The organism is Nocardia sp. NPDC056564 (genome assembly GCF_042793755.1).
In the GTDB taxonomy this organism is placed as follows: Bacteria; Actinomycetota; Actinomycetes; order Mycobacteriales; family Mycobacteriaceae; genus Nocardia.
Genome location: NZ_JBHTUR010000004.1, coordinates 302,496 through 318,863 on the forward strand (window position 1 = coordinate 302,496; position 16,368 = coordinate 318,863).

Below are 16,368 nucleotides of genomic sequence, written 5' to 3' on the forward strand. Positions count from 1 at the left end.
CGAAAGGTCCCCGCGTGGTCCTGCGCATTTTCGGCATGTCAATAGTCGTGACGGTGCTGTCGCTCGCCGCCGCGCTGCTCTACGGAGGACCGACCGCGCTGGCGCTGGCCGCGATCCTCGGCATCCTCGAAGTGTCGTTGTCCTTCGACAATGCCGTCATCAACGCGACCGTGCTGGAGCGGATGAGCGCGTTCTGGCAACGGATCTTCCTCACCGTCGGCGTGCTCATCGCCGTGTTCGGCATGCGGCTGGTCTTCCCGCTGGCGATCGTCTGGGTCACCGCCGGGCTGAACCCGGTGAAGGCCTTCGATCTGGCGCTCAACCCGCCCGCCGACGGCGCCGCGTACTTCGCCAACGGCGACCCGAGCTACGAGACGCTGCTCACCGACGCGCATCCGCAGATCGCCGCGTTCGGCGGCATGTTCCTGCTCCTGCTGTTCCTGAACTTCATCTTCGAGGAGCGCGACATCACCTGGCTGTCCTGGCTGGAGCGCCCGCTGGGCAAGCTGGGCAAGCTGGACATGCTCTCGGTGGTGGTCGCGGCGGTCGGACTGGTGCTCACCGCGGAACTGATCGCGGCCGACGACGAGCGGGCCACCGTCCTGGTGGCCGGCCTGCTCGGCATGGTCACCTACATCGTGGTGGACGGTCTCGGCTCGATGTTCCACACCGAGGAACACTCCGGCGACGGCCCCTCTGAGCTGGTCAAGGCGACGGGCAAGGCCGGGTTCTTCCTGTTCCTCTACCTCGAGGTGCTCGACGCGTCGTTCTCCTTCGACGGCGTGATCGGCGCGTTCGCCGTGACCTCCGACCCGATCATCATCGCCCTCGGCCTCGGCCTGATCGGCGCCATGTTCGTCCGCTCGATCACCGTGTACCTGGTGCGCAAGGGCACGCTGTCGGAGTACGTCTACCTCGAGCACGGCGCGCACTGGGCGATCGGCGCGCTGGCGGTCATCCTGTTCGTCTCGATCGGCGTGCACATCAGCGAGCTCATCACCGGCCTGGTCGGTGTCGCGTTCATCGGTGCCGCGTTCATCACCAGCGTGCTGCGCAACCGGCGCGAAGACGACGAAAAAGTGGACAGCGAACGAGAGCCGACCCCGGTAGGCTGATTTTCGGCAAGCAAGCCGAAGACTCGTGCGGCAGCGGCCACTCCCTCGCGGAGCCCGCTGCCGTTTCCATATCTGTGTCATGCACACTGCCCGAGGGGGACCATGCCGATGGCGAACGACAGCAACGCCGGTGGGGTCAACCTGGCCAAGGTGACCCTGTCCAAGGCGACCCCCAGCATCAACCTCACCAAACCGGGTGAGCAGCAGGGGACCATGCGGGTCAACCTGAACTGGTCCACCGGTTCGAAGGGTTTCTTCCGCCGGTCCAAGCCGGTCGATCTCGACCTCGGCTGCCTCTACGAACTGGCCGACGGCAGCAAGGGCGTGGTGCAGGCGGTGGGCAACAACTTCGGCGCACTCGACGCCCCGCCGTACATCCAGCTCGACGGCGACGACCGCAGCGGCACCTCGGCCGGCGGCGAGAACATGCACATCAATCTCGCTCGGCCCGAACTGTTCCGGCGCGTGCTGATCTTCGCCTTCATCTACGAGGGCGTGCCGAACTGGGCCGCCGCCGACGGTGTGGTCACCCTGTTCCCGACCTCGGGTCCGCAGATCGAGGTCCGCCTCGACTCCCCCGTGGACGGCGCCCGGTCCTGCGCGATCGCGTTGTTGCAGAACCAGGGCGCGGGCATCACCGTGCACCGGGAAGTGCACTACATCAACGGGGCGCAGAAGGAGATCGACGAGGCCTACCGCTGGGGCATGAACTGGCACAGCGCCCGCAAGTAGCTCAGTCGGCACCGCGCCCGCAAGTAGCTCAGTCGGCACCGCGCCCGCAGGTAGCTCAGCGCACCGCGACCGCCGGACGCGGCACGACCGCGGGCACCGGCGACGGTTTGCGGGAGGCGAAGACCAGGCCGATCAGGCCGACCGCGAGTCCGGCAATGGTCAACGGCCGCAACGGCTGATCGATCAGCACCCAGGCGAGCAGCGCGGTCACCGCGGGCGTGGCGAAGAACAGGCGGCCGACCCTGGTGGCGTCCCAGCGGCGCAGCATCGAGTTCAGCAGCAGGAACGCGACCATCGAGTTCACCAGCACCATCCAGGTGAGCGAGCCGGCGAACCTGGCCACATCCGTCACGTGGATCTGGCCGGTCAGCCAGGCGAGCAGGCCGGCCACCGGCGCGCTCACCACCACGTGCACCGCGGTGGACGCCCGGGAATCGACGTCGGGCACGAAGCGCTTCTGATACACCGTGCCGATGCTCAGGCCGAGCAGCCCGATCACGCACAGCAGCAGGCCGATTCGGGAAAAGTTCGACTGATCCATGACCGCCATCGCGACGCCGACCCCGCCGATGCCGAAGCCGAACCACTGCCGCGCCGTGACGGTCTCGCCGAGCACCCCGGCGAACAACGCGATGACCACCGGGTTCAGGCCCTGCACCAGCGCGATCACCGCGCCGGACACGTGCTCGCCCATCGCCGTGTAGAACGCGCCGAACTGCACCGCCTGCATCAGCAATCCGGCGACCGCGACGTGCCGCCACTGCCGCCCACGCGGCCAGGTCGCGCGGACCGCGAAGGCATAGCCGACCAGCAGCACCCCGGCGATGGCGTAGCGCGCGAACAACACCATCATCGGCGGCGCCGCGCCGACCCCGATGATCCCGGCGATGAACGCGCTGCTCCACAGCACGACGAACAGCGGCTGCGCGGCCACCGACATGAACTGAGTCTTCACGGACCCTCCTGAAAATAACCGCCTTGGGTGGTTATTACCGTCTCAGTTGACCGCATAACCTGTCAAGGTGGTTACTATGAGAAGGTGTTCACCTTCGTCAGCGGCAACCTAGCCTTGGATTTCGCGGGTACGGTCAAGGCCCGTACCGAGACGTTCGACGACGCGCTCGACGGGCCGGTCGCGCTCGCGGACTGGCTGGTCGCCGCCGAATTGCTCGACCGCGCACCCGATTGCGACGCGTCGACCTTCGATCGGGCGGTGCGCCTGCGGGAGGCCGCGTACCGGATGGCCGTGGCCGTGTCGCAGGGCAAACCGGTCGCCGAGGCCGACCGCAGGCTGATCAACGACTGCGCGAAGGGCGAACTACCGGCAATCAGCTTGCGGCTCAACGGCACCATCGCCCGCTCGGGCACCCCCGACGCCGCGCTCACCGCGATCGCCCGTTCCGCCATCGAACTGCTCGGCAGCGCCGCCACGATCAAGGAATGCGGCCGGCCCGAATGCACCCGCCTCTACGTCGACGCCTCCCGCGGCGGCACCCGCCGCTGGTGCGACATGACCATCTGCGGCAATCGGGTCAAGAGCGCCGCGTTCCGCGCGCGGCACGCCGACTAGGTCGCTGAACCGCGCGTTCACCGAGCCGCCGAGCTCAGCGCGCGGACCGCTCGGCACTGGACCGCGCCGTCAGCCGTTCGACCCGCCTTCGGAGCGCACACCGAGCAGACCATCGATTATCTCGAGATACCTTGTGGCGCCGATCGTTTCGGCGTGGGAGCGGGCTTCCCGGCGCAGTTCGCCTGCCCGCTCGGTCTCGCCGTTGTCCAGGCCGGCCGCGGCCAGTTCCAGCAGGGACGGGATCAGCTCGACCGGTGAGCCGTACCGGCGCAGCAGGCCGACGGCCTGGTCGAGCAGGTCCGCGTCGATCCCGCCCGGTGCCGCCAAAGCCGTTGCGCGCAAAGCCCTTCCGATGGTGCCCGGGGTATCCCACTGCCGGGCCAGGTCGAGTTCCGCCGCGGCGAGTTCATGGGCTTGCTCGCGCTCGCCGAGGCGCACGAGTTCGATAGCCGCGGAGCTGCGCCACGGGATGTGGGCCGGGTTGCGGATACCCACCGCGGCGACGCGCCGGCCGCAGTCCATGAAGTGCGCCACCGCCTGACGGGAGTCGCCACGGGCGGCGCGGACCAGCCCTTTGACGTGGATGACCACGGTCCATTCCCAGGTTTCGGGGTTGGCGTGGTCGGTCACACTGTCGAGCCACCGCTCGGCCTCGGTCAGCCGGCCGAGGCCGAGCAGGGCGTGCGCGTACTGGGCGACCAGCGCCAGCGGCGGGCGGATGGACTCGTCACCCAGCGTGCCGACCATCGGCGCGACCTCGCGCAGCGCCTGCCGGTAGTCGCCGCAGCGCAGCAGCACCTCCGAGCGCAGGATGAGGCGGTAGACGTCGATGGTGCCGAAGTGGTGATCGTTGCGCTGTTCGCTGAGCTGCCTGGCGAGCGCGAGATCGCCCGCCCACATGGACAGGTGCGCGAGCAGTCCGATCAACGGCCGCGGCAACACATCCCAGCCGCGGGCCGGATCCGGTTCGGCGGGGAAGCGAGCGATCGTCGCGCGCGCGGAGCGGCGCACGCCGAAGGCGTCGTCCCAGGTGAGCACCGCCGTGGTGATCTGATCGGTCGACCCCGTCGCGCGCAGTCCGGCGACGAAGTCGCGCCAGGTCGCCGAGGTGAGCCCGGCGACCGCCCAGGACGCGGATCGAATGTTCTTGGCCGCCAGCGGGTCCCGGGCTTCCGTCTCGGCCAGCACCGCGCCGAGCATGGCCATCGCCGCGCCGGCCTGCCAGCGCGTCGACATCGTCCAGGCCAGCGGGATGAGGGCGGTCGGGGCGACCCGGCGGTCACGCTGGCTGTGCAGCGCTTCCTCGAGGTGAGCGCGGGCCGCGGCCGGGTTGGTCCACAGTTCGAGCTGGCCGAGCCGGACGAGGATGTCGTCGCGGCCTTGCGGTGCGGTGATCCGCAGTGCCGCCGCCAATTGCCGTACCGCCTCGGCGATCAGGCCCTGACGCAGGCATTCCTCGGCCGCGTCCAGCAGCACGACCGTCCAGCGGGAGTACTGCACGCCGACCAGGTCACCCAGGTAGGCCGCGACCTGCCTGGCCGAGTATCCGGCGCTGCGTGCCTGTTCGGCGGCGGCCAGCCGGAAGCGATCGGTCTCGGCGCGCCCGCCGAGCCGGCGAATCGTGTTGCCGATCAACGGATGACGGAGCACCGGCGGTGTCGCCGTGGCCAGAATGCCGCTGGCGGCGAGCAATTCACAACGATCGCGCACCACGCCCACCGGCTCGCCGCAGGCGGCGGCCAGCACCTCGATGGTCGGGGCGAGACCGTGCAGCACGGCGAGGGCGCGCAGCATGGCGGCACCGCTCGGCGAGTACCGGTCGAGCAGAAGGCGGACCGAACGCGAATAGCAGCCGTCGGGCAGGTATTCCGGAATGTGGCCGTGGTCGCGGAGGGCGGCGAGGTCGGTGATCAACGCACCGGCCAGCAGCGGGATATCGGCGGTGGCCTGCTGGATGTCGACCGCCAGTCCCGGCGGGCACATCGTGCCGGTGCGTCGTTCGTACAGGGCTTCGATGGCGGCGCTGCTGAGCCCGCCGGGGCGCAGTATCGCGACAGCCAGCGGTTCGATTCGGGTGTGCAGATCGAGAATGGCCGGTTCCCAAGAGCTTTCGTCCAAGGCCAAGACGAAAAGCACGGGCATCCGGCGTAGTCGTGGGGCCACGGCGGTCAGGATCCGGACGGACCGCTCGTCCAGCTGTTCCGCGTCGTCCACCAGCACGATCAGCGGGTCCCGCCGCGAATCTTCGATCAGCTTGGCGCACAAGGCTTCTACTACCTGGGCATCGGTGTCTCGGGCCGCGAGCGCGGAGCCCATCAGCTCGCCGAGCAGGTCGACCCGCGGGGCGCCCGCGCAGGGCGGCAGCAGGTCGATCCGCCGCGCACCCGGCACCCGCCGAGCCACCTCGTCGAGCAGTTGAGACTTGCCGTAACCGGGGCGCGCCGAGATCACCACCAGCCCACCGTTGCCCGCGGCCGCGGCCGCGACCCACGCCGCGATTCCGGTCAACTCGTGATCGCGCTCGAAGACCAGCGGCGCGGTCGAATCCGGCGCCGGCGCGGCCACCATGCCGAGGCGGGCATCATCTGACCGCTCCGCTGAGGTCAGAAGTCCAGGTACGGCAGTATCTTCCGACGACAGCACGGCTTCTGCCGAAGCGGGCCGGGCCGGGCTGTTCGTCGCAGCACCGACCGGGTCGGATGCCGTCCCGCCGGCCATCGCCGCCTCGGTCGAGCCGGGCACTTCGCCGACGACCGTGGGCAAGGTCATCGAAGCCGGCCCGCGTTCTGGCCTTCTCCCCGAAATGCCCTGGCGCTCTTCGGCTCCGCCGCGGATCGGCGCCGGCTGAACCAAGCCGTCCAGGATCTGTTTGTGCAGCGCGCGCAACTGTTCACCCGGCTCCACCCCCAGCTGCTCGACCAGCTGATCCCGAGTTTCGCGGTACACATCGAGCGCCTCGGACTGGCGGCCGCGGGAGTACAGCGCGCGCATCAGCACCGCGCGGGGGCGTTCGCGCAGGGGATGTTCCGCGGTGAGCACGCGCAGGCGATCGATCACCTCGTCCGAACGGCCCAGTGCGACAGCGACCTCGAGGCTGTCCTCGACCACGGCCAGGCGCCGCTCGGCCAGTGCGGACCGTTGGCGTTGTGCGAAGGGACCCGGCAGTCCGGCCAGCGGTTCACCCGAAGACAGGGCGAGCGCCTGCGCGTAAGGGGCCTCGGCCGACGCCCAGTCACCCGCTTCGCGCGCACGGCCGGCCTCCCCGACCAGCCGATCGAAGACGCCGAGGTCGGTCTGCTCGTCATCGATCCGCAGCTGATATCCGCCGTGCCCGGACAGCAGCACGGCCGGCGGCGTACGCGGCTTGCGGTCCGGCTCCAGCACCCGGCGCAGGGCGGACACATAGGTCTGGATCACGCCGACGCCGCTGGCCGGCGGCACACCCTCGTACAACGCGGCGAGCAGGCTCGACGCCGACACCCACTGCCGCCGCCGGAACGCCAGCACGCACAGCACCGCACGCCGCTGCGGCGGGCCGAGCGGCAGGACCTCGTCGCCCAGGTGCGCTTCGACCCCGTTGAGCAGCGTCAATCGCAGCGCGGCGGGCGAGGGGGTGCCCGCGTCCGCCTGGTCCATCCGTTCTCCACTCGCCTCGTCGCGTCGCCTAGCCCGACCAGGGTAAACGGACCCGCGTCCGGTGCGGACGGACGGAGACTCCGCGCTGTCGCGCCGTCACCGCCGAGCACAGCGGCCGAACCGGCGTCCGAGCTGGGGCGATGGATACCACCGAGCAGTTGGCCGATGGCTGCCGTCCGGCTGCACGCCCAGTCGGGTAGTGACGCACCTCGCAGGGTAGAACTCGGACGAAGTCAGCGGGAAGATCGTGGTCCACGTCGCGATCCACGGCCGCGCGCCGCTCCGCGAGCGCGGCGTGGGTCAGCTCAAGCCGAGCCGGTGGGCCTGGGCGATCGCTTGCGGGCGATCGCGGACATGGAGTTTGGCGAACAGCGAGTTGATGTGGCTCTTGACCGTGCTGACGCCGATGAACAGTTCCTCGGCGATCTCGGAATTGTTGCGTCCCTTGGCCATCAAGGTGAGCACGTCGAGTTCCCTTGCGCTGAGCCCTGATTCGGCGATCGAGGCAGAATTCCTCGATTCGACCGCTGGTGTCCGCAGCGAAGCGACCAGCCGCTGACCGACCTCGGCGGCGAACGTCGCCTGCCCGCCCGCGACCGCGCGAATGGCCGTGGCGATCTCCCGGCGCCCCGCGTCCTTCGTCAAATACCCACGCGCACCGGCCCGCAACGCGCCCGCGATCGATTCGTCGTCGGCATAGGTGGTCAGCACCAGGACCGCCGTCCCGGAATGCTCGGCGACGATCGCGGTCGTGGCGGCCACACCGTCGAGCACCGGCATCCGCAGATCCATCAGCACGACATCGGGCGCGAGCCGCTGCACCAACTCGAGCGCCTCGGCGCCGTCGCGCGCCTCGCCGACCACCTCGATGTCCGGCAGCAGCGACAGCACGGTGGTCAGCCCCTCCCGCACGATGGTCTGGTCATCGGCCACCACCACCGTGATCACCGCCGCGGCACCGTCATTCGCACCGTCCACCGGTCACCCGCCTTTCCCGCCTCGACCGTGCCGCCCAGCGCGCCGATCCGCTCCCGCATCCCGAGCAGCCCGGCACCCATCCCGGAGGCCGACAGTAGCCCGAGCCGGTCGGACAGTGGATTCGAGGCGACCAGCTGCACCTGTTCCGCACCGATCGACAACCGCAGCTCGACCAGCGTGCCCGGTGCGTGCTTGCGGGCGTTGGTCAGCGACTCCTGCGCGCCGCGCAACAGCGCGACGCGCACCTGCTCGCCGAGCTGCTCGGCCTCGCCCGTTACCTGTAGGTCCACGCGGCCGCCGGCCTGGCGATGCTCGGTGGCCATCCGTTCGAATTCGGCAGGCAGGTCTATCCTTTCGGCCCGCAGTGCGCCGACGACCTGCCGCGCGTCGCCGAGCCCGGACGCGGCCAGTTCCCGCGCGGCCCTGACCTTGGCCGCGGCCCGATCCGGCTCGCCCGCCTCCAGCAGCGCGTCCGCGGCGTCGAGCTGCAGCACCAACCCGCCGAGGGTGTGCGCGAGCACATCGTGCACCTCGCGGGCGATCCGTCCGCGTTCGGCCAGCGTGGCGGCGCGATCACGCTCCGCCCGGATCTCCCGGCTCTGCTCCACCAGCAATCGGTTCTGCTCGGCCGTCACGCGAAACTGCCTGCGGCTCAACCCCATCAGCGCCACCAGCACCACTCCGGCAAGCAGTCCCAGATAGGCGCTCGGCGGATGGTGCGCCGCCACCGACGACACCCCCACGGCGATCGCCTCGACGCCGATGATCAACGCCCCGAACGTCATCGAGTGCTGTACGACAGCGACACCGGCGAACGCGGCGGCGAGCAACGGGACCAGCGACCCGCCCACCTGGGCGACGGTCAACCCGCCGAAGACCGCCATGATCCCGAGCACGGTGTGGCTCACCCACGGCCGGCCCATCGGGCCCACCGCCCACACCAGCAGCGCGAACCCGGCGATACCGACCATGACCAGGACCGGCGTCCCCTGCCGAGCGAGCTGATCGTCACGCAGCAGCACGACCATGGCGACGACCCCGGCCAGGCGCAACAGCCTGTTCGGGGTCGTCGGTGCGAGGTACGCGCCGGGCGGCATCAGCTCAGTGTGCCCGAACCATGGGCCGCGAACCGGTCAGCCGTTCGGCCCGCGCCGCGATGACCAGCATCCGGCCGAGCCGGTTGACCGCGAGCAGCACGATGATTGCGCCGGCCGAGACCGCGGCCTGCGCACCGATGCCGACCGCGACCACGTCCACACCGACGCGCACCGCGATCAGCACCACCCACAGCGCCGAGGCCAACGCGCCGGTGCGCACCATCAGCTGCCCGTCCTGCCGGGCGAACTTCGACAGCTTGCCCATCAGCGCGCCGACCGCCAGCCCGAGCACACCCTCGAAGACCAGCAGCGCGATATCCACGGTGTGCACCGCGGGGGCTTTGTCCGCGGACCCGAGGAGCAGCACGCCGACGACGCCGAGCATCAGCGGTCCCCGCCACATCCGGGCGGGATCGAAGGGCCGCCACTGATTCTGCCGATAGACGATCCAGCCGAGTATCGCCAGTGCCAGCACGGCGGTGAGCACATCGTTCGAGGTCATGCCCATAACCCTCGGGGAAGCGCCGATTCGGCGGCACCACCCCGGGGTGGAACCGCAGGTGGAATCCGCGGACTAACCGACCGGAATCAACTCACCCGGCGCAAACCGCGGCACCGCGGGCGGCACGGGCCGAAACCCACGCGGCACGGCCCGCAGGAACAGGAAGAACAGCGCGACCAACAGCACCGCCCGGCCCCACACCCCGAACTGGACAAGCTTCTCCATCTGCTCGGCGGGCCTGCCGGTGCCCAGCGCGTAGAAGTACCGGAACACGCCGATCCCGAGCGCCGCGTCGGCGACGAGGTACGCCCCGATCGCTGCCCACGGCACCTCGAGCAGCACCAGGAACGGCACCAGCCACAGCGTGTACTGCGGCGAATGCACCTTGTGGAACAACAGGAATCCACACAGCATGGCGGCGCTGACCCCGACCCACGGGAACACGCCCGAGGCGAGGTACCGCTTCCAGCCCAGCCACATGGCCAGCGCGAACGCGGCCAGGATCAACGTCGGCGACGCGATCGACACCACCTGCTGGAACAGCGCCTCGCTCTGCGTGTCCGTCCCGAACAGCTGCCGAAGTCCCCAGTACCAAATGGAATTCGTGGTGATGTCGGCTTGGCGCAACTGCTGGAAGGTGATCGACGCGCGCCAGCCCTGGTAACCCGCCAGCGCGAACGGCAGGTTCACCGCGACCACGGTGGCGACGGCCGCGCCCGCCGTCATCAGCGCGCCGCGGACATCCAGACCCGGTTCGTCGCGCTCGGGTTCGGCGCCGCCGGTGAGCACGTACGCCAGCAGCGGCAGCACGAAGATCCCCGGATAAAGCTTGAGGCAGAAACCGAGGCCGAGCAGGATCGCGGCCAGAATTCCCCTGGTACGCAACGAATACCGGGTCAGCGTCGCGACCACGTACACCGCGGCCACCGCCGTGCAGACCACCGGGAGTTCCCAGTTGTGGAAGGCATAGAGCACCAGCGGCGGACCCACCGCCCAGAGCAACGCCGCGCGACCCGCGAGCCGGGCCAGCATCCAGGCGGTCAGCAAGGCGAACGGCGCGAGCAGCAGCGCGGAGTGCCGCAGGAAGTCGGCGTCGTTGTGCGCACCGAGCGCGCCGAGCCACATCAAAGTGCCGCTGAGCACCGGGTATTCGACCGCGCCGCCGACCAGCGCGCCGTCCTCGGTGATGCCGCCCCGCACATAGGGGAAGACGTGCTCGTTGATATCGCGGCCGAGCCAGAGGAACTGGATATCGGAGTAACAGACATCCGAATCCTTGCTGGTGTCGAATACCGTACTGCGGCCGTCGGCGGTGAACGGCCCGCCCGCACAACGCGCTTTGTTCGCGTACCCGAGCGCGAGCGTCAGCCCGCACAGCACCAGCACGACCGTCGCCAGCGCCGCGCGACGAGTCACGCGGCGCGCGATCAGGTCGCTGGTGGCGCGTCCGGTCGGCATGTGGACCACCCTAAGCGGCGGGCTACGCCGACGCCCGCGTTCCCTCGCCGATGGGATCGATTTCAGTGGTCAGGGGCGGTTCATGTAGCCTTGTCGGGTTGCTGACGCAACGACCCTCCTGCCACGGAGAGCCCGTGGCCGTTTCCTAGTCCACAGGAGGTGATTGGTCCGTGCGTCATTACGAAGTGATGGTTATCCTCGATCCCAGTCTGGACGAGCGCACCGTAGCCCCGTCTCTCGAGACGATGCTCACCGTGGTTCGTACCGAAGGCGGCAAGGTCGACAAGGTCGATATCTGGGGCCGCCGCCGGCTCGCCTACGAGATCGCCAAGCAGGCCGAGGGCATCTACGCGGTGGTCGATCTGACCGCGGAGCCCGCGACCGTGAGCGAACTCGACCGCCAGCTCGGCCTGAACGAGTCGGTGTTGCGCACCAAGGTTCTGCGCCACGACAAGTAGTCCCGCGACCCTCGATTGCGTCGGTGTCTATCTCTAGGCTCTAGCGCAAACAAGCGAGATGCGGACTGCACCCCGAGCAGGAGGAACCACATGGCAGGCGACACGGTCATCACCGTCATCGGAAACTTGACGGCCGACCCCGAGCTTCGATTCACGCCCGCGGGAGCGGCGGTGGCCAATTTCACCGTCGCGTCGACACCCCGTGTGTTCGATCGTAATTCGAACGAATGGAAAGACGGCGAAGCGCTGTTCCTGCGCTGCAATATCTGGCGCGAAGCTGCGGAAAATGTCGCCGAAAGCCTGACCAGGGGCTCCCGGGTCATCGTGAGCGGACGGCTCAAGCAGCGCTCCTACGAAACCCGCGAGGGTGAGAAGCGCCAGGTCGTCGAGCTCGAGGTCGACGAGGTCGGGCCCTCGCTGCGCTACGCCACCGCGAAGGTCAACAAGACCAGTCGTGGCGGCGGTGGCGGCGGCTTCGGGTCCGGCGGCAGCGGTGGCTCCGGCGGCGGCAGCAGCGCCCCGGCCGGCTCCGGTGGCCGTTCCGGCGGCGCCGAGGACGATCCCTGGGGCAGTGCGCCCGCGGCAGGCTCCTTCGGGGGCGGCGGCCGCGTAGATGACGAACCGCCGTTCTGATAACGGCAACTCATAGGTCTGCCTTTGCGTGGACCATCACTGATTACGGAGTAAAAGACCATGCCTAAAGCGCCAGCGCGCGAAAAGGTGCTCAAGAAGAAGGCCTGCGCATTCTGCAAGGAAGCCAAGTCCGGAATCGTCAACATCGATTACAAGGACACGGCCCTGCTGCGTAAGTACGTCAGCGATCGCGGCAAGATCCGCGCCCGCCGCGTCACCGGCAACTGCGTGCAGCACCAGCGTGACATCGCGGTTGCCGTCAAGAACTCGCGTGAGGTGGCCCTGCTTCCTTACGTGTCGACGGCTCGCTGAGTAAGGGAGACACGCAAATGAAGTTGATTCTGACTGCTGACGTGGACAACCTCGGTGCGCCCGGCGACACCGTCGAGGTCAAGGACGGCTACGGCCGCAATTTCCTGCTGCCGCGCGGACTGGCGATCGTGGCCAGCCGTGGCGCCGAGAAGCAGGTCGCGGGCATCCGCCGGGCGCAGGACGCCCGCAAGGTGCGCGACCTGGATCACGCCAACGAACTGAAGCAGGCCATCGAGAACCTCGATGCGGTCTCGCTGTCGGTGAAGACGGCGGGCACCGGCAAGCTGTTCGGCTCGGTGACCCAGGCGGATGTCGCCGCGGCCATCAAGACGGCGGGCGGGCCCGTGGTCGACAAGCGCAGCATCGAGCTGCCGAAGTCGCACATCAAGACGACCGGCAAGCACGGCGTCGTGGTGCACCTGCACCCGGACGTGGTGGCCAAGTTCGACCTGACGGTCGCTGCCAGCTGATATAGCACCACTTCGAAGGCCACTCCCGTGTTCGGCACGGGGGTGGTCTTCGGCTGTGCAATACAGCCCACTTATCTGGATAACTCATAGTTTGCCAGCTGGGCGGTCCTGCCATTCGGAACATTCTCGGCAAATCCGTGCTGGTCATCGGGTTTTCGGTGACCGGCCTGTGGATTATCCAGAAAACCGACCGGTGGCAATGTGATTCAGCTCATAGCCGTCGCGCATGCTGTTAACCCAACACGCCCGGCTGTTCAACTTGGTCGACACGCCGCGACTTTATTCATCCACACGTGGATAGCCGCGGAAATCGATATCTATCAGCGGGTTTTGGCTGGATGACCTGGGTTTTCCCCACGTTGTCCACAGGGGGTGCACACGGTTAGGTGAACACTCCCCAACTTATCCACAGCTGTGTGCACAGTACGGTTTGTTGACCGCCCTCGGGTCGCCTAGGTTCGTCCCTACGTCGTGGTAGACGCGGCCCGAACGTCCGGAATTCATGGATCTCGCAACGGTAGCTGAAACTCGCAGGTGGCCTCGGCCGGCCTGCGAGCGGCGGGCGCTGCCGCTGCGCCGTACGTGTCGGAGCCGGAGAGTAGGACCAATCATCAATAGGGTGAGCCCGGTAGGTGGAGAGAGGACGGTCGAGTCTCATGGCAGTCGTCGATGACCGCGGGCATGCGAACTACCCGCCGGAGCCGCCCGGCGAGGACTTCGGGCGTCAGCCACCGCACGACATGGCGGCCGAGCAGTCCGTGCTCGGCGGCATGCTGCTGAGCAAGGACGCGATCGCCGACGTCATCGAGGTGATGCGGCCCGGCGACTTCTACCGCCCCGCCCACCAGCTCATCTACGACACCATCCTCGACCTCTACGGTCGCGGCGAACCCGCCGACCCGGTGACCGTCTCGGCCGGCCTGGACCGCCGCGGCGAACTCAAGCGCATCGGCGGACCCCCCTACCTCGTCACCCTCACCCAGACCGTCCCCACCGCGGCCAACGCCAGCTTCTACGCCGAGATCGTCGCCGAGAAGGCCATCCTGCGCCGCCTCGTCGAGGCGGGCACCCGGATCGTCCAGTACGGCTACGCCGGCGCCGACGGCCAGGACGTCGCCGAGGTCGTCGACCGCGCCCAAGCCGAGATCTACGAGGTCACCGACAAACGCACCACCGAAGACTTCCTCCCGCTCGAGGAACTCCTCCAGCCCACGATGGACGAGATCGACTCCATCGCCAGCCGCGGCGGCATCTCCCTCGGTGTCCCCACCGGCTTCACCGAACTGGACGAACTCACCAACGGCCTGCACCCCGGCCAGATGATCATCGTCGCCGCCCGCCCCGGCGTCGGGAAATCGACCCTGGGAATGGACTTCATGCGCAGTTGCTCGATCAAGCATGGGTTGCCCAGCGTTATCTTTTCGCTGGAGATGAGTCGTACGGAAATTGTCATGCGTCTGTTGTCGGCCGAGGCAAAGATCAAGCTCGGGGATATGCGGTCGGGGCGGATGAGCGATGACGACTGGACCAAGTTGGCGCGGCGGATGAGCGAGATCAGTGAGGCGCCGCTGTTCGTCGACGACTCACCGAACTTGACCATGATGGAGATTCGGGCGAAGGCGCGCAGGCTCAAACAGCGCCACGATCTGAAACTTGTTGTGGTGGACTACCTTCAGCTGATGAGCTCGGGTAAGAAGGTCGAATCCCGGCAGCAGGAAGTCTCGGACTTCTCCCGAAGCCTGAAGCTGCTCGCCAAGGAACTCGAGGTTCCGGTGATCGCGATCAGTCAGCTGAACCGCGGTCCCGAACAGCGAACCGACAAACGCCCCATGGTGTCCGACCTTCGTGAATCCGGCTCCCTCGAGCAGGACGCCGACATGGTCATCCTGCTGCACCGCCCCGACGCCATCGAACGCGACGACCCCCGCGGCGGCGAAGCCGACCTGATCGTCGGCAAGCACCGTAACGGCCCCACCGCCACCATCACCGTCGCCCACCAACTCCACCTGAGCCGGTTCGTGGACATGGCCCGCGGCTAGCGAGCACAGGTAGGGTCCCACTTGGTGCCCGGTTCGGGGTCGTCACCGCCGTCGTCCACTACATAAGGGCACATAGCTGCCGCAACTCCCAATCCTTGGGTCATGGATTTGGTGTCCAATTCTGGCAAGGTTGCCGGCATGCGAACAGTATGGAGATCATTTGCAGCCTGTGCCGCCGCACTGGTTGTGGTCGGGGCGGTCGCGGGCAACGCAAGTGCCGAGGGCATGTTTATCGGCGAGTACGAGACTCAGTCGGCGTGCGTGCAGGCGGGGGAAAAGTGGCAGGCGTGGTACGGCAGCTCCGACACCCGGCCCGACTGCGTCTATGGTCAGCAAGGTAGCGGCTGGCAACTGTGGATCCGCTCGATCTGAGCGGTAGAACTCGCCTGCGAACTCCCGAGTAGGTCAGCGACGCGTCGCTGCATACAAGCCTCACGCCGACATAACCACGATTTCTGGGACCCTACAGCTCAGTCGAGGATGGCGTAGGCCTCGACCTCGACCAGGACGTCGGGCTCGAAGAGGTAGTCGACGCCGATCGCCGAGACGGGGGGTAATGGCTGGGGTATTCCCAGCTCGGCTGTGACGCGCTCGATGCCCTCGACGAAGGCGGGGTACTTGTCGGGGGTCCAGTGGGTGACGAAGAAGCGGAGGCGGACTACGTCGGCGAAGGTTGCGCCGGCTCCGGCGAGGCCGCGCGCGGTGCTGCGTAGTGCGTGCGCGACCTGGCCGGCGAGATCGCCGGTCGCGACCGGGTGGCCGGTGGCGTCGCGGGCGATCTGGCCGGCCACGTGCACGTGGCGAGTGCCGGTGCCGATCGAAACATGGTGGTAGGGAACAGGACTGAACATGCCCCCGGGGGTCAGCAACTGTACGGCCATGGGTGCCTCTTTTACTGTCGGAGTTGGTATCCGATGTCTACCTGGTAACCCGAGGGCACTTCAACGAGACTAGGTGTCGTGCAGGAAACCGCTCCCCTACCTCCGGACAGCCCGCAGCTCACCGAACAGCATCGTGAGCTGCTCGACCACGTGCTCGACAAGTGGTCGCTCCAGATCCTCGACGCGCTGTGCGAACGAGGTTCGCTGCGCTTCAACGAACTCCGCCGGACCATCCCCGCCGTGACACAGAAGTCGCTCACGGCCGCCCTTCGGCGCCTCGAGCGCAACGGCATGATCGAGCGCGTCGTCACGAGCACCCGTCCCGTCGCGGTCGAGTACCGCCTCACCGATCTCGGCCGCTCACTGCAAGACCTCATCGACGCACTCCTGCGCTGGACCACAACCACCCTGCCCGATGTCGAACGCGCCCGCAGGCGGTTCGACGCCCAGGACCCCGCCGAGGAAGCGGTCGCTCGGCACTGAGCAC

At 68.1% G+C, this 16,368-nt stretch carries 17 protein-coding genes; 10 read left to right on the forward strand and 7 right to left on the reverse strand.

The features are described from left to right. The first annotated feature begins 14 nt into the window (after positions 1-14). On the forward strand, positions 15-1,115 hold the full coding sequence (locus tag ACFQ9K_RS12780; RefSeq protein ID WP_378714242.1) for a DUF475 domain-containing protein: 1,101 nt from the start codon (positions 15-17) through the stop codon (positions 1,113-1,115). Between the two features lie 108 nt (positions 1,116-1,223). Continuing rightward, on the forward strand, positions 1,224-1,847 hold the full coding sequence (locus ACFQ9K_RS12785) for a Tellurium resistance (protein ID WP_378714244.1): 624 nt from the start codon (positions 1,224-1,226) through the stop codon (positions 1,845-1,847). A gap of 55 nt (positions 1,848-1,902) precedes the next feature. Here the strand turns inward: ACFQ9K_RS12785 and ACFQ9K_RS12790 are convergent, their stop codons facing one another. Next, positions 1,903-2,802, reverse strand: coding sequence for a DMT family transporter (locus tag ACFQ9K_RS12790; protein WP_378714246.1), 900 nt, complete (start codon positions 2,800-2,802; stop codon positions 1,903-1,905). Positions 2,803-2,886: 84 nt separating this feature from the next. Between ACFQ9K_RS12790 and ACFQ9K_RS12795 the strand changes: the two genes are divergently transcribed. Continuing rightward, positions 2,887-3,417: a CGNR zinc finger domain-containing protein gene (locus ACFQ9K_RS12795; protein WP_378714247.1), complete on the forward strand. Its 531-nt coding sequence runs from the start codon at positions 2,887-2,889 to the stop codon at positions 3,415-3,417. A gap of 69 nt (positions 3,418-3,486) precedes the next feature. Here the strand turns inward: ACFQ9K_RS12795 and ACFQ9K_RS12800 are convergent, their stop codons facing one another. The 5 genes from ACFQ9K_RS12800 to ACFQ9K_RS12820 form a co-directional block, all read right to left on the reverse strand. Then, entirely contained in the window at positions 3,487-7,053 is a 3,567-nt protein-coding gene (locus ACFQ9K_RS12800) for a BTAD domain-containing putative transcriptional regulator (RefSeq protein WP_378714249.1), read from the reverse strand. A 300-nt stretch (positions 7,054-7,353) separates the two neighbouring features. Next, on the reverse strand, positions 7,354-8,031 hold the full coding sequence (locus tag ACFQ9K_RS12805) for a response regulator (RefSeq protein WP_378714251.1): 678 nt from the start codon (positions 8,029-8,031) through the stop codon (positions 7,354-7,356). Beyond that, positions 7,998-9,128, reverse strand: coding sequence for a sensor histidine kinase (locus tag ACFQ9K_RS12810; protein WP_378714252.1), 1,131 nt, complete (start codon positions 9,126-9,128; stop codon positions 7,998-8,000). Before ACFQ9K_RS12810 ends, ACFQ9K_RS12805 begins: the two co-directional genes overlap by 34 nt. A gap of 4 nt (positions 9,129-9,132) precedes the next feature. Continuing rightward, positions 9,133-9,630, reverse strand: a complete 498-nt coding sequence (locus ACFQ9K_RS12815) for a hypothetical protein (RefSeq protein ID WP_378714254.1) — start codon at positions 9,628-9,630, stop codon at positions 9,133-9,135. Between the two features lie 72 nt (positions 9,631-9,702). Beyond that, complete coding sequence (locus tag ACFQ9K_RS12820) at positions 9,703-11,088, reverse strand: hypothetical protein (protein ID WP_378714256.1); 1,386 nt, start codon at positions 11,086-11,088, stop codon at positions 9,703-9,705. Positions 11,089-11,258: 170 nt separating this feature from the next. On the opposite strand from ACFQ9K_RS12820, the gene rpsF reads away from it, so the two are divergent. The 6 genes from rpsF (at position 11,259) to ACFQ9K_RS12850 (ending at position 15,372) form a co-directional block, all read left to right on the forward strand. Further along, on the forward strand, positions 11,259-11,546 hold the full coding sequence (gene rpsF, locus ACFQ9K_RS12825) for a 30S ribosomal protein S6 (RefSeq protein WP_150400327.1): 288 nt from the start codon (positions 11,259-11,261) through the stop codon (positions 11,544-11,546). 90 nt (positions 11,547-11,636) lie between these two features. Continuing rightward, entirely contained in the window at positions 11,637-12,179 is a 543-nt protein-coding gene (locus ACFQ9K_RS12830; RefSeq protein WP_378714258.1) for a single-stranded DNA-binding protein, read from the forward strand. 60 nt (positions 12,180-12,239) lie between these two features. Next, positions 12,240-12,491 (forward strand): 30S ribosomal protein S18, encoded by a 252-nt coding sequence (rpsR, locus tag ACFQ9K_RS12835; RefSeq protein ID WP_014989074.1) that lies wholly within the window; start codon positions 12,240-12,242, stop codon positions 12,489-12,491. A gap of 17 nt (positions 12,492-12,508) precedes the next feature. Continuing rightward, complete coding sequence (rplI, locus tag ACFQ9K_RS12840) at positions 12,509-12,961, forward strand: 50S ribosomal protein L9 (RefSeq protein WP_378714261.1); 453 nt, start codon at positions 12,509-12,511, stop codon at positions 12,959-12,961. 656 nt (positions 12,962-13,617) lie between these two features. Next, positions 13,618-15,000, forward strand: coding sequence for a replicative DNA helicase (gene dnaB / locus ACFQ9K_RS12845; RefSeq protein WP_378714263.1), 1,383 nt, complete (start codon positions 13,618-13,620; stop codon positions 14,998-15,000). A 102-nt stretch (positions 15,001-15,102) separates the two neighbouring features. After that, positions 15,103-15,372, forward strand: a complete 270-nt coding sequence (locus tag ACFQ9K_RS12850; protein ID WP_378714265.1) for a hypothetical protein — start codon at positions 15,103-15,105, stop codon at positions 15,370-15,372. A gap of 98 nt (positions 15,373-15,470) precedes the next feature. Here ACFQ9K_RS12850 and ACFQ9K_RS12855 read toward each other — a convergent pair whose 3' ends face one another. Continuing rightward, on the reverse strand, positions 15,471-15,881 hold the full coding sequence (locus ACFQ9K_RS12855; RefSeq protein ID WP_378714267.1) for a RidA family protein: 411 nt from the start codon (positions 15,879-15,881) through the stop codon (positions 15,471-15,473). A gap of 78 nt (positions 15,882-15,959) precedes the next feature. Here ACFQ9K_RS12855 and ACFQ9K_RS12860 point away from each other — a divergent pair, with 78 nt between their 5' ends. Next, entirely contained in the window at positions 15,960-16,364 is a 405-nt protein-coding gene (locus ACFQ9K_RS12860) for a winged helix-turn-helix transcriptional regulator (RefSeq protein ID WP_378714268.1), read from the forward strand. Positions 16,365-16,368: the final 4 nt, after the last annotated feature.

Bases quoted from the DNA above. Each gene is read 5' to 3' on its own strand.
- rpsR (WP_014989074.1), top strand. From the start codon at position 12,240: ATGCCTAAAGCGCCAGCGCGCGAAAAGGTGCTCAAGAAGAAGGCCTGC.
- ACFQ9K_RS12785 (WP_378714244.1), top strand. From the start codon at position 1,224: ATGGCGAACGACAGCAACGCCGGTGGGGTCAACCTGGCCAAGGTGACC.
- rplI (WP_378714261.1), top strand. From the start codon at position 12,509: ATGAAGTTGATTCTGACTGCTGACGTGGACAACCTCGGTGCGCCCGGC.
- ACFQ9K_RS12850 (WP_378714265.1), top strand. From the start codon at position 15,103: ATGGATTTGGTGTCCAATTCTGGCAAGGTTGCCGGCATGCGAACAGTA.
- ACFQ9K_RS12855 (WP_378714267.1), bottom strand. From the start codon at position 15,881: ATGGCCGTACAGTTGCTGACCCCCGGGGGCATGTTCAGTCCTGTTCCC.
- ACFQ9K_RS12820 (WP_378714256.1), bottom strand. From the start codon at position 11,088: ATGCCGACCGGACGCGCCACCAGCGACCTGATCGCGCGCCGCGTGACT.
- dnaB (WP_378714263.1), top strand. From the start codon at position 13,618: ATGGCAGTCGTCGATGACCGCGGGCATGCGAACTACCCGCCGGAGCCG.
- ACFQ9K_RS12800 (WP_378714249.1), bottom strand. From the start codon at position 7,053: ATGGACCAGGCGGACGCGGGCACCCCCTCGCCCGCCGCGCTGCGATTG.
- ACFQ9K_RS12810 (WP_378714252.1), bottom strand. From the start codon at position 9,128: ATGCCGCCCGGCGCGTACCTCGCACCGACGACCCCGAACAGGCTGTTG.
- ACFQ9K_RS12815 (WP_378714254.1), bottom strand. From the start codon at position 9,630: ATGACCTCGAACGATGTGCTCACCGCCGTGCTGGCACTGGCGATACTC.
- ACFQ9K_RS12830 (WP_378714258.1), top strand. From the start codon at position 11,637: ATGGCAGGCGACACGGTCATCACCGTCATCGGAAACTTGACGGCCGAC.